Annotated in this window: 12 protein-coding genes; 3 read left to right on the top strand and 9 right to left on the bottom strand. The window is 62.9% G+C overall.

All coding sequences use genetic code 11. The annotated features are described in order from the left end of the window. The first annotated feature begins 100 nt into the window (after positions 1 to 100). The gene (locus tag D0550_RS17240) at positions 101 to 304 is read left to right on the top strand and encodes a hypothetical protein (protein ID WP_116810429.1); all 204 of its coding nucleotides are present in this window, start codon (positions 101 to 103) and stop codon (positions 302 to 304) included. 6 nt (positions 305 to 310) lie between these two features. Here the strand turns inward: D0550_RS17240 and D0550_RS17235 are convergent, their stop codons facing one another. The 6 genes from D0550_RS17235 to D0550_RS17210 all read right to left on the bottom strand — a co-directional run bounded on the left by D0550_RS17235 (position 311) and on the right by D0550_RS17210 (position 6865). Then, positions 311 to 1276 carry an FAD binding domain-containing protein gene (locus D0550_RS17235; RefSeq protein WP_116810428.1) on the bottom strand — a complete coding sequence of 322 codons (966 nt, stop codon included), beginning with the start codon at positions 1274 to 1276 and terminating at the stop codon, positions 311 to 313. 2 nt (positions 1277 to 1278) lie between these two features. Next, complete coding sequence (locus tag D0550_RS17230) at positions 1279 to 3660, bottom strand: xanthine dehydrogenase family protein molybdopterin-binding subunit (RefSeq protein ID WP_116810427.1); 2382 nt, start codon at positions 3658 to 3660, stop codon at positions 1279 to 1281. Next, positions 3657 to 4196 carry a (2Fe-2S)-binding protein gene (locus D0550_RS17225; RefSeq protein ID WP_116810426.1) on the bottom strand — a complete coding sequence of 180 codons (540 nt, stop codon included), beginning with the start codon at positions 4194 to 4196 and terminating at the stop codon, positions 3657 to 3659. The genes D0550_RS17230 and D0550_RS17225 overlap by 4 nt, the downstream gene beginning before the upstream one ends. Positions 4197 to 4287: 91 nt before the next feature. After that, positions 4288 to 5706 carry a TolC family outer membrane protein gene (locus tag D0550_RS17220; RefSeq protein WP_116810425.1) on the bottom strand — a complete coding sequence of 473 codons (1419 nt, stop codon included), beginning with the start codon at positions 5704 to 5706 and terminating at the stop codon, positions 4288 to 4290. A gap of 144 nt (positions 5707 to 5850) precedes the next feature. Then, positions 5851 to 6192 (bottom strand): rhodanese-like domain-containing protein, encoded by a 342-nt coding sequence (locus tag D0550_RS17215; protein WP_116810424.1) that lies wholly within the window; start codon positions 6190 to 6192, stop codon positions 5851 to 5853. Positions 6193 to 6214: 22 nt separating this feature from the next. After that, positions 6215 to 6865, bottom strand: a complete 651-nt coding sequence (locus D0550_RS17210; protein ID WP_116810423.1) for a protein-L-isoaspartate O-methyltransferase family protein — start codon at positions 6863 to 6865, stop codon at positions 6215 to 6217. Positions 6866 to 7192: 327 nt separating this feature from the next. Between D0550_RS17210 and D0550_RS17205 the strand changes: the two genes are divergently transcribed. Further along, positions 7193 to 9511 (top strand): bifunctional diguanylate cyclase/phosphodiesterase, encoded by a 2319-nt coding sequence (locus D0550_RS17205; protein WP_116810422.1) that lies wholly within the window; start codon positions 7193 to 7195, stop codon positions 9509 to 9511. Here the strand turns inward: D0550_RS17205 and D0550_RS17200 are convergent. The 3 genes from D0550_RS17200 to D0550_RS17190 form a co-directional block, all read right to left on the bottom strand. Continuing rightward, positions 9508 to 9924, bottom strand: coding sequence for a YbaN family protein (locus D0550_RS17200; protein ID WP_116810421.1), 417 nt, complete (start codon positions 9922 to 9924; stop codon positions 9508 to 9510). The two genes, D0550_RS17205 and D0550_RS17200, sit on opposite strands and share 4 nt — an antisense overlap. A 73-nt stretch (positions 9925 to 9997) precedes the next feature. Continuing rightward, positions 9998 to 12046 carry a sodium-translocating pyrophosphatase gene (locus D0550_RS17195; RefSeq protein WP_116810420.1) on the bottom strand — a complete coding sequence of 683 codons (2049 nt, stop codon included), beginning with the start codon at positions 12044 to 12046 and terminating at the stop codon, positions 9998 to 10000. 166 nt (positions 12047 to 12212) lie between these two features. Beyond that, positions 12213 to 13517, bottom strand: coding sequence for a 6-phosphofructokinase (locus D0550_RS17190; protein WP_116810419.1), 1305 nt, complete (start codon positions 13515 to 13517; stop codon positions 12213 to 12215). A 106-nt stretch (positions 13518 to 13623) separates the two neighbouring features. Here D0550_RS17190 and D0550_RS35225 point away from each other — a divergent pair, with 106 nt between their 5' ends. Further along, complete coding sequence (locus D0550_RS35225) at positions 13624 to 14625, top strand: adenylate kinase (protein WP_241520829.1); 1002 nt, start codon at positions 13624 to 13626, stop codon at positions 14623 to 14625. Positions 14626 to 14680 lie beyond the last annotated feature (55 nt).

Raw genomic sequence — 14680 nt, 5'->3', positions numbered from 1 at the left:
ACCCGCCTCCGACTCTTCAGGCCATCCGTGCAACCTTTCACCGCGCCATCACGTCTCAACCACCGTGAGCGCCGGATTGGCGGCGTTGGAGGTAACGGCAATGTCTTTCGTGCTGGCTGTATTCGCTTGGTGTGTGCTGTTCGTTCTTGCCTGGCCGCTGGCGGTGCTTGCCATCTTTCTGCTGCCGTTCCTGTGGCTGCTGTCGTTGCCGTTCCGGGCGCTGGCGGTTGTGGTTGAGGCGCTGTTTGCCTTCATCAAAGCCGTGCTGTTCCTGCCTGCACGGATACTCGGCCACCGTGGATAACGACCATTAACTCGCGGCGAGGATGGTCCGTTTGATCACGGTTTCGAGGACCGGCACTTTGTAGGCATTCTTCGCCAGCGGAGTCGCGCTACGGATAGCGGCGGCAGCGGCTTCGCTGGCGGATTGTTCATCGATACGGCGGCCCACCAATATTTCTTCGCTCTCCAGCGCTCGACGCGGGACCGGCGCGACCCAGCCTAGAACGATCTTCGCGCTCGCCACAGCTTCTCCATTCATTTGCAACACCACAGCCACGTCGCAGATGGGCCAGTCGTAACTGTCGCGTTCGGTCTGCTTGTGATAAGCGCAACGCGTTCCCGGCTGGATGGGCGGGACGCTGACCTGCGTCAGAATCTCGCCATCGGCGATGCTTGTGTCACGCTCCTGCTGCATCGACGGCGGCAATAAGAAATCCTTCAGGGCCACCGTGCGCGACGAGCCCTTGCCAAGCGTGAGATGAACGCTTGCGTCATACGCAAGTAGGGGTGTCGCGAGCGTCGAAGCATGAACCATCACTGTGTTGTGATTCTCGAAGATCGCGTGATATTGGTGCTCGCTATGGTCCGCCTCGGCAACACGGTGGAAATGCTCGTTTCGGAAATACCAGCAGCGCGGTCGCTGCAGTAAGTTGCCGCCGATGGTCGCTGCATTCCTCACCTGCGGCGTTGCTGCGTGAAACGCCGCTTCGGCCAGAGCGCGATAGTGCGATCGAATGCCGTTGTGGCGCTCGATCTGAGCCAGAGTCACGAGCGCTCCGAGCTGCATTCCCGACATGTCCAGCTGCACATCGCCCAGGGAAGGAATCGATTTGAGGTTCACGACGCGCGTCGGTTGGACGATGCCTTCCTTCATCAGGTCGAGCAAATCCATGCCGCCAGCTTTCGCAATTACTGGCGCGTTCGCCGTCGTCATTCCAAGCAGCGAGGCCGCTTCGTCGACTGATTTTGCATCCACCCACTCAAAGCTTCGCATGATCACTCCGCGCGCAATGCCGCGAGGACGTTCGCGGGTGTCATCGGCAAGGTGTAGATGCGCTTGCCCGTGGCATTGAAGAATGCGTTTGCGATCGCCGCGGCAGTCGCCACATTGGCGGGCTCGGCAACGCCGCGAGCGTCCGTCGAAGACTGTCCGCCGAGCAGCTCGATCAAATGCACATCGATCTGCGGCGTCTCGCGTGAGCCGACGATTTTGTATTGATCGATGTTGGCGTTGAGTTGCACGCCAGTGGGGCCGTCGAGTCGACGATCTTCATACAGCGCGTAACTCACGCCCTGAACTACGCCGCCGAGAATCTGGCTTTCGACCAGCTTGGGATTGATGGGCCGCCCGCAATCGTGCACGGCAACCATGCGCTCGACTTTCACGGCGCCGGTCTGCGTATCGACGCTGACTTCGGCGAACTGCACGCCGCCAATCGCGTGCGGACTGATATGCAGCTCGCCGGCCTTGCGCGCATAACCTTCGTAGTCGTCGCGGCGATCGCCTCGATGCACGAGCGTTTCGACGCCGGCGCGCCGCAGAGCCTCAGCGAAGCCGAGCGAGGTTTTCGAATCGTCGCGATGTTCGATGCGACCGTTGCGAAAGATGAGATCGTCCGCCTTCGCATTCAGCAGCGGTGCGACTCGACCCGCAATATCGCGAGCCGCTGCATGCGCCGCGTTTCGTGCAGCGGGCGTCAACGAGCTCGTGACTCGACTGCCGCCGGACGGCGGGCCGGGAGGGAAGCGCGAGTCGCCGACATGAACGCGCACATCTTCGGCGCGCAATCCCAATTCTTCAGCGACGACTTGAGCAAACACGGTCCGCGTGCCCGTGCCGATATCCTGCGTGCCGCAGAAGGCTTCGACAGTGCCGTCGCCAGCAATGCGGATCTCACAAGTGGTGTAGCTGTTCACGATGTAAGGCCACATGGACTGCGCCATGCCAATGCCGCGCTTGATCGGTCCTGTATCGCTGCCGGGAGCACGTCGACGTGACCAGCCGATTTTTTCCGCACCAATGCGGCGCTCCGCCGCGCGGGCGCGGACATCGTCGGCATCGCGCGTATCGATCTTGTCTCGCATGGCGATGGGGTCGATGCCTAGCGTGGTGGCGACCGAGTCAATCGCCTGTTCGAGCGCGAATATTCCTTGCGTCTGGCCCGGTCCGCGGAAGGCGGCGCAGGGTCCGGCGTTGGTGAACACATCGTAGTGCTCGATGCTCACATTCGCGCACGGATACATGCTGTGATGACACATGCCGACGCCTGCGCCGGCGGCGACGCCGCCAGTGCCGAAGCTGTGCAGCTCGATCGCTGTGAGTGAGCCGTCGCGCTTTGCGCCGATCTTCAGGCGTTGCAGGCTGCTCGGGCGATTGCCGACGGATACATGCTCTTCGCGCCGATCCAACACCAAACGAACCGGTGCGCGAGCCTTGCGCGATAAGTGAATCGCGAGCGTGCCGTAGTTGCCAATGCCGTATTTCGCACCGAAGCCGCCGCCCGTGTAATCGCTGATCGCGCGGATCTTTTCTTTCGGTAGTTTGAACGTCTCCGCAGCCTCGTCACGCACGCTCAGTACGTGCTGTGTCGACGCGTAGATCGTCAGTTCATCGTCACGCCAGTCCGCGACCACGCCATGAGGTTCGAGCGGCGTATGGGTCTGGACCTGCGTGCGGTACTCGCCTTCGACGATGACATCGGCTTCTTTGAAGCCGCGCGCTATCTCGCCTCGTGAGCCGCCTTGGCTCGGGCCGCGCAAGTTGCCTTTCTGTGGCAGCCCTTTCGCTGCGCCACCGCCGCCAGCCGTTGCACGCTGCTCCGTGGGGCCGGGAAAGACGGGGGGCGAGTCCGCATGCATCGCGGCCTCGAGCTCCGTGACATGATCGATCGGCTCGTAGTCGACGCGAATCAATTCGAGCGCGGCTTCAGCAGCTCGCGCCGATGTCGCAGCGACCGCCGCGATCGGCTGCCCGGTGAAGCGGATAATGGGGTAGGGCTCCTTCGCTTCGTCGCCCGGGTCGCGCAGCTCAGCGGCCATGAGCAGTCGTTCGAGCACATGCACGGCGCGTACGCCTGGATACTTTTCTGCCCGCGATGTATCGATCGATTTGATGCGTGCGTGCGGCACCGTGCTGTTGAGGGTTCGCGCGTACAACATGCCCGGGAGCTGAACGTCGAAGGTGTAGCGGGCGCGGCCTGTGACCTTGTCCAACGCATCCATGCGCGGCACATCTTTGCCAACGACTTGCAACTGTGCATTCGTGGGCCAGGCGGGGGGCTCGCCGCGAGGGACGTTGCGAGTGACCTGTTTTAGGGCATCGCCGACGATACCGGCGGACAGCGTGCGCTGTTCGAGCGAGTCATCGGCACGGCTCATTTCGCTTTGCCTGTACGCGTCGCGGCTGCTGCGGCCAGCGTGGCCTTGAAGATGTTTGGATAGGTTCCGCAGCGGCAGAGATGACCGGAGATCGCGGTCTTCACATCTTCCAGCGTGCAATTGGGATTGTGGTCTACGAGCTGCGCGCAGCTCATCACCATGCCGGGCGTGCAGAAGCCGCATTGCAGGGCGTCGTGTTCGATGAATGCACGCTGCACCGGATGCAACTTACCTTCGCTGCTCAAGCCTTCGATGGTGGTGATGGTCCGCTCGCGCACGTCGAGCGCGAGCGTCATGCAACTGGCGGCAACTTCGCCGTCGATCCACACGGTGCACGCCGAGCACGCGCCACGATCGCAACCGATCTTGGTGCCGGTGAGGCCAAGAGCCTCGCGCAGGAACTCCACCAGCGTGGTGGCGGGATCGGCGAGCGCGGTACGCACTTCGCCGTTGATGAGCAGTGACAGTGGCTGCGGCTCGGGGCCGAAAGTGCCCGGCGCTTCATGGCCGGGCCGATGATGGGGGGCGACGCTCATGGGAGCCTCCGTCGAAGGCCGAATCCTTCGGCGCCAGGTCCCTGCAATAAGACGGCAACGCTCCGACGCCCGCCGAGTTCCAGTATTGGAATCAGCGGGTAAGGGTGCGCTCTCTGAGAGAGGCGTTGATCTCTTCCAGATCGGCCCGATCCAGCGTGCCGGTCGCGAACTGCAGCTGGAATACGTTCACGATGTAGTCGTAGCGGCTGCGTGCGTAGTTGGTCTGCGCCTCGAACAGCCGACGGCGCGCATCGAGCACGTCCACGGTGGTGCGAGTTCCTACCTCGAAGCCCGCCTCGGTGGCCTGCAGAGCCGTGCGGCTGGATTCCAGCGCCTGGCGAAGCGCGCGGACGCGTGAGATCTCGCTGAGCACGCCGAGATAGGCGTCGCGAGTGGCGCGTTCGGTTTCGCGATTGGCGCGTTCCAGACGCTCGCGGGCAGCACGATGCAGATAGACCGTCTGGCGAACGCGCGACGAGACGAAGCCGCCCGAATAGATTGGCACAGTGACCTGAATGCCGATCGAATCCGCCTTCTGTGTTTGATCCGCGGGCGCGCGCGACGAGCTGCCTCCGTTACGAGCGATCTGAGTGCCGTCGAAGTTCTGATCGCCATGGTTCGCGACGATGTCGACGGTGGGTAGATGGCCGGAGCGCGCCACGCGCACATCCTGTTTGGCGATATCGGTCGCCAACCGTGCCGAGATGACCGCGAGATTCTGTTCCAGTGCGCGGCTCACCCACTGTTCTTCGTTCTCAGGGTCGGGCGACACCAAAGGCATGTCGTCCACCGGGGTCGCCAACGTATCGAACGATTCACCGGTCAGTTCACGCAGCAACTCACGAGCAGTCGCGAGCGAGCGCTTGGCTGCAATCACGGCAGCGGCCGCCTGGTCGTGCGCGGCGCGCGCTTCCTGAACGTCGGTGATGGCGATCAAGCCGACCTCGAAGCGCTTGTTTGCCTGCTCGAGCTGACGGGAGAACGCTTCCAGCGCCGCCGTGGCGGCATCGACCGTGTCCTGCGCGGCCAGCACGTTGAAATAGCGCACCGAGGTGCGCTGAATCAGGTCCTGCTGGGCGAATTGATAATCCGCCTCGGCCTGCGCCACTTCCGCGTCGGCGCGTTTCAGCGTCATCCATTGATCCCAACGGAACAGGGTCTGCCGCAAGCTCACGTCATATTGTCTGGCTTTCAGATCGGAGCTGCTGGTGACATTGATCGGCACCAGCGGACTGTCCGGGTTGGCCGGATCGGCACGAGTAAACTGGGTGCGGCCGTTGTCCTGATCGATCTTGTTGTACGAGCCGTTTGCGTTGATTTGGGGCAACAGCGCGGACAGTGCCTGCGGCTTGGACTCGCGACTGGCGAGTCGAAGAGCATCGGCTTCGCGGATCTGCGGGTCGTTCTGCAAGGCGCGTTGATAAACGGTGACCAGGTCGGCGGCGTCGGCCGCGGCCGAGGCCAGTATCAGACTGCAAGCGGCGACGATGAGCGGAGCGGGTACTTTCATCTTTGTTTCGTTCCAGTCCCAGTTGCGTTCGCCGGATCATGACATGCTGGCGAATCAATTAATGTCTGCGCGCTCGCGTCCGGCGAGCTTAACTATTCATGCCACAGATCCGGCGCGCCGGATCCGTATCGCCGCTTGAGACGCTCAATAAGTCGGAATGGTTGCATCCAGCTCGCGCGACCACGCGAGGATGCCGCCCGCTACGTTGACCGTGCGGAAGCCGTTCTGTTGCAGATACTTGGCCACTTCCAGGCTGCGACGTCCTGAACGGCACAGGACGGCCACTTCCTTGCTCTGGTCGAGCTCGCCGATGCGCTCGGCGACTTCACCCATCGGAATGTGCACGGCCTGCTGATCGGCCGGCACGCTGGCGACGCCGAGCTCCCAGGCTTCGCGCACATCGAGCAGCGTGAGCACGTCACCGCGCTGGCGGCGGGCGACGAATTCGGTGGGGGTGATCTCGGCGATCGGTTGCGGAGTGCTCATGGGATTGAGTCGAGGTAGACGATCAGAACACGAATTCCGACGGGCGCGGCGCGTTCATCAGCGGCGCGATGACAGTTTCGAACAGGCCTTCACGCAGCCACTCGCGCTCACCGACGCGCGTGACCTTCCAGGCTTCCATCACCGGTGCCTGGCCAACCACCACGAACAAGCGACCGCCGATGCGCAGCGCCTGCTGGAAGCGCTCGTCATACAAGGGCAGCGAGCCGGTCACGGCAATCACGTCGTAGGTGGACTGTTCCGTGAGCTGCATGCCATCGGCCACTTCCACCGAGACGTTGTTGATCGCGGCGTCGAACAGGTTGCGGCGGGCAAACTCGGCCAGCTCGGGCAGGATTTCCACGGTGCGAACGCGGGCCGCCAGCTGCCCCAGGCAGGCGCTCAGATAGCCGCTGCCGGTGCCGATTTCCAGCGCCACGTCGGCCGGATTGGGCAACAGCGCCTGCAGGATGCGGCCGTGAATCTTGGCCGGCAGCATCGACTGGCCGCCAGGCAGCGGAATCGACGCGTCGGCAAAGGCGACCTGGCTGAACGGCGTCGGGGCGAACTGCTCGCGCCGGACAGTGCGCATGGTGCTCAACACCCGCTCGTCGAACACGTCCCAGGCGTGCACCTGCTGTTCGATCATCTGCTGGCGGGCCAACTCGATATTCATAGGCAATATTCGTAGACAAATCAGGCGGGATTCGGCGGTGCGCAAGGGTACGGGCTTTGATTCCGCCAGACAAGTTAAAGCCCGGACAGCTGCGCGGCGGGCCTGCAGGGAACCCTGATCCCTTCTTCAGGGGCACATTCAGGCCAATATTTAGTGGCTCGCCGCATACAATATGGTCAATCCCCCCGGCAGATGTTCAGCCGTTCGCTATGCTCCTTACCCGGCTAATTAGGTGCTTGCGCGCGTATCTTCGCGACGCCACTCCAACTTACCGGGTGCCGGGGTCTGCCGCGGCAACCTAGGGGATCGAAGCAAAGAGCGTTCAATGTGAGTGCCCTGTTGGGGACTTTGACCATTTCTCTCGCCGTCGCGGTATTGCTGCTGCTGGGTTTCATCCTCTGGCGGGAGCGCCGCAGCTCGGCCCTGACACGTGCCGCCGGACAGCTGGAGGGCATCGTTCGCTCCGGAAATTTCGCCGAGCGCGTGCGCATGGGCGGCCCGGCGTCCGAGTTCGCCGACAATGCCAATCGTCTGCTCGAGCAGATGGCGATGAAGGATCTGATGATTAGCGAGCGCGAGCGCTCGCTGGTCGGGCTGCTGGCGGGCCTGCAGGAAGCGGTCGCCGTGCATCGGGATCACATCGTGTTCGCCAACGAGCGGTTTGCCGCGCTCACCGGCTCAATCGCAGCCGAGCATCTCACCGGCAAGAAAATCGCCGACTTGTTGCATCCCGATTACACCGAGCTGGTGACCGAGCATCTGCGTCGCTCGCTCGCCGCCGAGCCAGGGCTCGAGCGACTCGAGATCGAGCTGCATCCGGATACCGAAGGCGGCACGCCGCGCGTCGAGCTGACGGCGGTGCGCATCGACTATCAAGGTGGCCCGGCGTTGTTGTTGACGCTGGTCGAGATGGGACCGCGCTCGCTGCCAGCATCGGCGCCGGCGCGCGGTGGCCGGCCCACGGCCTGGGAAACGCTCGATTCGCTCGGCGAAGGCATCATTACCACTGACGTGAGCGGCCGCATCGACTACGTCAACCAGGCCGGCGAGCAGCTGATCGGCGTCAGCGCCGTCGATGCGCTCGGCAAGAGCATTACCGACATCATTCAATTGCTGGACGAGGGCGACCGCCGCTCGCTCGGCGATCCCGTGCGGCATTGTCTGGCGACTCAGTCCAAAGTCACCGCCGGCCGCCGTGGCTTGATGATCTCGCGCAATGGCAGCGAAGAGCGCTCGGTGGAGCTCACCGTCACGCCGTTGAAAGGCCAGAAGGGCGATCTGGTCGGCACGGTCGTCGTGGTTCGCGACGTGAGCGAGTTGCGCGGCATCACCAAACAGATGTCGTATCAGGCGAGCCATGACGCGCTCACCGGTCTGGTGAATCGCCGCGAATTCGAGCGTCGTTTGGAAGAGGCGCTGCAGACGGCGCACACCAACGAAGCCAAGCATGTGCTGTGCTACCTCGACCTGGATCGCTTCAAAGCGGTGAATGACACCTGCGGGCACATGGCCGGCGACGGCATGCTCCGCGAGGTCGCGGCGCTCATCAAAGAGACGGTGCGCGATTCGGATACCGTCGGTCGTCTCGGCGGCGACGAGTTCGGCCTGCTGCTCGTGGGCTGTCCGCTGGACAAGGCGCGACAGATCGCCGATGACGTGGTCCGGAAGATCAGCGACTACCGCTTCGTGTGGAAGGACAAGATCTTCAACATCGGCATCAGCGTCGGTTTGATCGAGATCTCACGCGAGAGCGGCGCGCCCGATGAAGTGATGAGCGCGGCCGACTCGGCGTGTTACGTCGCGAAGAAACAGGGCAATCACGTGCATGTTTACTCGGCGCGCGATGAAGCGGTCGCGCGTCATCGCGGCGAGATCCAGTGGCTGCAGCGTCTGCAGTCGGCGCTCAAGGACAATCGTTTCGAACTGATGGCTCAGCCCATCATCGCGTCCGCGGCGACCGAAACGGGCCCGGCGCTCGAAGTGCTGCTTCGTCTGCAAGATGACAGCGTGCCGGGCGGCATCTCGCCGGCGGAGTTCCTGCGCGCGGCGGAACGTTATCGTTTGATGTCGGATGTCGATCGCTGGGTGGTGCAGACGGCGCTGACTGCGCTGGGCCGCGGCGGCATTCGCTTGCCGTCGAGCCGCAGTCTTGCGATCAATCTTTCCGGTCAGACGCTGGGCGATCCGCAGTTCCTCGAGTTCGTGGTCGATGTGCTCGACCGTACCGGCGTGTCGCCGAATCAGCTGTGCTTCGAAGTGACCGAGAACTCGGTGATAACCAACATCGAGCACGCACAGCGCTTCATCGGCGTGTTGCATGGCATGGGCTGTCAGTTCGCGCTGGACGATTTCGGCCGCGGGCTGTCGTCGTTCGGCAATCTGAAGAATCTGTCGCTGGATTATCTGAAGATCGACGGCACGTTCATTCGCAACCTGGCCGTGGATTCGGTGAATCAAGCCATGGTCGCGGCGATGATAAAGCTGGCGCGCACGCTGAACTTCCAGGTGATTGCCGAGCAGGTCGAAGATGCCGGCGCGCTGGATGCGGCGAAGAAGATGGGCGTCGATTTCCTGCAGGGCTTCTATCTCGGCCGCCCGCAACCGCTCGCGCGTGTCGTGCCGGCGCGGAGCATCGGCAACGGTTAATTCACGTCGTTGCGTGGTGGCTCCGGTCGGCGCCACAGCCACATCAGCACCAATGCCATCACCGCAGTGATGACTTCGGCCACCCATATGCGGGTGGTGGTAAGGAACAAAATCACTGCGCAGGCTGCCATCATCACAGTGGCCGTGAGCTTCGCCCGCCGGCTGACTGCGCCGTGCTTTCTCCAATCACGCAGCATGGGACCGAAGATGCGATGGCTTTCCAGCCAGTTGTGAAATCGCGGCGAGCTGCGCGACGCCGCCCAACCCGCCATCAGAATGAATACGGTCGTTGGCAGGCCAGGCACGAAGATCCCGATCACGCCGAGTGCCACGCACAGCACCGCGAACACCAGCAGCAAGTAGCGGGCTACCGCGGGTAGAGGGCGGGCGGCGGGCTTGCTGGTGTCATCCATGGGCGAAGTTTGCCCGAGGCGAAACAAAAAGGGCGCAGCAATGCTGCGCCCTTTGTCGCTATTGCCGCTTGTTTTACAGCAACGGCACCAGCAGCAGTGCCACGATGTTGATGATCTTGATCAGCGGGTTGATCGCCGGGCCGGCAGTATCTTTGTACGGATCGCCCACCGTATCGCCGGTGACTGCCGCCTTGTGCGTCTCCGAGCCTTTGCCGCCGAAGTTACCTTCTTCGATGTACTTCTTGGCGTTGTCCCACGCGCCACCGCCCGTGCACATGGAGATGGCGACGAACAGGCCGGTCACGATCGTGCCGATCAGCAGACCGCCCAGCGCGCGAATGCCTGCGCCCGGGCCCATCAGGAAATTCATACCGAAGGCGACCACCACCGGCACCAGGATGGGCAGGATCGACGGCACGATCATTTCTTTGATCGCGGCGCGCGTCAGCATGTCCACGGCTTTGGAATAGTCCGGCTTGGCCGTGCCTTCCATGATGCCTTTGATCTCCTGGAACTGGCGGCGCACTTCCACGACCACCGAGCCCGCGGCGCGGCCGACGGCTTCCATCGCCATGGCGCCGAACAGATAGGGCACCAGACCGCCGATGAACAAGCCGATGATCACGGCCGGATCGGACAACGAGAACACCTGCAACTTGCCTACGGCGTCGAGGTTGTGGGTGTAGTCGGCGAACAGCACCAGCGCGGCGAGACCGGCGGAGCCGATCGCGTAGCCCTTGGTCACGGCCTTGGTGGTGTTACCGACTGCATCGAGCGCGTCGGTGATCTTGCGCACGTCCTTCGGCAGACCCGACATCTCGGCGATGCCGCCGCCGTTGTCTGTGATCGGGCCGTAGGCGTCGAGCGCGACGATCATGCCGGTCATCGACAACATCGCGGTGGCTGCGATCGCGATACCGTACAGATCGGCAATGTAATAAGAGCCCCAGATGGCCGCGACCACCGCGAGCACCGGCAGCGCCGTCGACTTCATCGACACCGCGAGACCCGCGATGACGTTCGTGCCGTGGCCCGTTTGTGAAGCGGCGGCGACGTAACGCACCGGCTCGAATTCGGTCGCCGTGTAGTACTCGGTGATCACGATCAACGCAGCGGTGAGTACCAGGCCGATCACCGCGCAGGCGAACAAGCTGCCGGCGAGCTCGGGGCCCATGACCATCTTGGTCACGAAGTAGAACGCGATCAGCGCCAGCACGCCGGACACGGCGGTGCCTCGATACAGCGCGTTCATGATCTTGCCGCCTTCGCGCGCCTTCACGAAGTACGAACCGATAATGGAGGCGACGATGGAAACAGCGCCGAGCAACAGCGGGTAAATGATGTAGCGGATGTCGATGCCGCCGTCGGCGGCGTGGAACATCAGGCCACCGAGCACCATCGTGGCGACCACGGTCACTGCATACGTTTCGAACAAGTCGGCCGCCATGCCGGCGCAGTCGCCGACGTTGTCACCGACATTGTCAGCGATCACGGCGGGGTTGCGCGGATCGTCTTCGGGAATGCCGGCTTCGACCTTACCCACCAGGTCCGCGCCGACGTCGGCGCCCTTGGTGAAGATGCCGCCGCCAAGGCGCGCGAAGATGGAAATGAGCGAGCCGCCGAAGGCGAGGCCGACCAGCGAATGCAGTGCGCGCTCATCGCCGATGATGCCGCGCATGAACGTGAAGTAACCCGCGACGCCGATCATGCCGAGGCCGACCACCAGCATGCCGGTGATGGCGCCGCCACGGAATGCGACTTGCAGAGCGGGATTCAATCCGACGCTGGCAGCCTGCGCGGTACGCACGTTGGCGCGCACCGAAACATTCATGCCGATATAGCCGGCCAGACCCGAAAGGATGGCGCCGACTGCGAAACCGCCGGCGGTGGCCCAGTCCAGCGCCAGGCCGAGCACAATTAATAAGACGACGCCAACGATGGCGATGGTGGAGTACTGACGATTGAGATATGCCTTGGCGCCTGCCTGAATCGCCGCGGCGATCTCCTGCATTCGCTCATTGCCCGCGGGCTGCTTGTTGATCCAACCGACCGAAATTACGCCATACAGCACGGCCAGAACACCGGCGCCGATCGCGAGCCAAAGCGCGACATCTGTGGACATCAACTTCCTCCCCCTTGCGGGTGCATCGTTGTGAGCAAATTTTTAAAGCAGGCAGATCGTCAGTAAGGCAGTTCCAAGTAAAACGTTGAGCTTGAGGGTCAGCGCGCCGACGCGGCGTCGGCGCGCCTGTGTAACAAAGGCTAAGTGCCGGAAAAAAGTCGCGAAACTATAGCACAAAGGGGGTGTCGAGCTTTTTCTTCAGCGGCGCGTTCTTGAGCGTGACGTATTGAGGCAGGCCATCGCGATAGGGCGGATAGTCTTCGCCGCGGATCAAGGGGCTCAAATAACGTCGCCCCTTGGCGGTGATGTGAAAGCCATCGGCAGTGATGTAATCACGCGGCAGCATTTTTTCCTGATTGGCGACTTTGTCGAGCGGGGCCATGCCGATCTTCCAGCGATACGGGCTCTGCGAGGTGCGCACGATGGTCGGCATCACCGAATTGTGACCCTTGAGCGCGAGCTCCACTGCCGCCTTGCCGACCGCATAGGCCTGTTCGACGTCGACCTTCGAGGCGATGTGGCGGGCGGCACGCTGCAGATAATCGGCGACAGCCCAGTGATATTTGTAATTCAGCTTGGACTTGATCAGCTGCGCGATCACCGGCGCGACGCCCCCGAGCTGCGCATGCCCGAACGCGTCCCGCAGGCCGGCATCGGACAGGAACTTGCCATCCGCGTTCTTGACGCCTTCCGACACGACGATGGCGCAATAGCCGAATTTCTCCACGCACTTCTTTACGCGCGCGCAGAATTTCTCTTCGTCGAATGTGATTTCCGGGAACAGGATGATGTGGGGTGCATCGCCTTCCTTCTCGGCGGCGAGCCCGCCGGCGGCCGCGATCCAGCCTGCATGGCGGCCCATCACTTCCATGACGAACACTTTGGTGGAGGTCTTGGCCATGGAGGCCACGTCGAAACCCGCCTCGCGGATCGATACCGCGACATATTTCGCCACCGAGCCGAAGCCGGGGCAGCAGTCGGTGATCGGCAGGTCGTTGTCCACGGTCTTGGGCACGTGGATGGCCTGAATCGGATAACCGAGCTTGTCGGCCAGCTGTGAGACCTTCAGGCAGGTGTCGGCCGAGTCGCCGCCGCCGTTATAGAAGAAATAACCGATGTCGTGGGCCTGGAACACTTCGATCAGGCGCTGGTACTGCGCCGGATTGTCCTCGAATTTTTTCAGCTTGTAGCGTGCCGAGCCGAACGCGCCGGATGGGGTATGGCGCAGTGCGCGGATGGCGGCGGCCGACTCTTTGCTGGTATCGATCAGATCTTCTGTCAAGGCGCCGACGATGCCGTGGCGGCCTGCATAGACCTTGCCGATGCGGCTGGAGGCGCGGCACGTTTCGATGACGCCAGCCGCCGACGCGTTGATGACAGCGGTAACACCCCCGGACTGGGCGTAAAAGGCATTGCGGGGGCGGGCGGTCTTTTTAGAGACAGTTTTCTTTGACCCAGTCTTTTTCGGCATGACTTCGACCTATGCAACGGAAACCGAGATCGGCGCCGCGAAGGATAGCGCTCGAACGGCGCTTTCTGTACCCTCCCCGGCTCTTGTCGGGAGGTCGGATTCAAAAATGATGCGGATCGTATTGCTGGGGGCACCCGGTTCTGGCAAAGGAACACAGGCGCAGCGCCTCATGGCCAAATATGGCGTGCCGCAGGTTTCCTCCGGTGATCTGCTGCGCGATGCCGTGGCCCGGGGTACCGAGCTCGGCAAACAGGCCAAATCGGTGATGGATGCCGGCCAGCTGGTCTCCGACGAGATCGTGCTCGGCTTGATTCGCGAGCGCCTGAGCCGTGCCGATGCCGCCAACGGTTTCATCCTCGACGGCTTTCCCCGCAACATCGACCAGGCGAATGCGCTGAATGCGCTGCTGAAAGAAATCGGCCAGCCGCTGGATGCGGTGCTGCTGCTGGATGTGCGCAACCAGACGTTGATGCAGCGCCTCGCCGGGCGTCGTATCTGCCAGAAGTGCGGCACCGTTTACAACATCCACTCGCTGCCGCCGGGCACCACCACCTGCGCTAAGGATGGCACCGAGCTGTATCAACGCCCCGACGACAAGGAAGAAGTCATCGGCAAGCGTCTGGCGGTGTATGACCAGCAGACCAAGCCGCTGGTCGCGCACTATTCCAAGCTGGGCCTGCTGCGCAAAGTCGCGGGCGAGGGCGAGCTGGAACAGGTCTTCGAGCGCATGGAAGCCGCCGCACTGGCCAAGCCCGTGCCGGCCTCCAAGGTGAAAGTCACGAAGACGCGTGCTGCGAGCAAAGGCAAGACGTCGGCGGCGAAGTCCGCCAAGCCCGCGGCCAGGAGCGCGAGCAAGACTTCTGCCAAGGTCAAGGCCAAGGCTAAGGCCAAGCCTGCCAAGCAGGCGGCCAAGAAATCTGCGAAGAAAGCGGCCAAGAAGCCTGCCGCCAAGAGCAAGGCGCCGGCTGCGAAGCGCAAAACCTCCGCCAAGGTTGCGAAGAAGTCTTCCAAGCGCGCGGCTGCTGCCCGTCGTCCTGCGAAGAAGGCAGCTGGCAAAGCTCCGGCCAAGGCTGCGCGTCGCGTGACCAAGGCTCGCAAGAAGAAGTAACGTTTGCTGCCGGGCGCCAACGCGCGCCCGGCCTATGCGCTCGGCGCGACTGCGC

The organism is Steroidobacter cummioxidans, from assembly GCF_003104955.1.
Note: the sequence above shows the minus strand (reverse complement) of the source record. Positions and strands in the feature narration are given on the sequence as shown.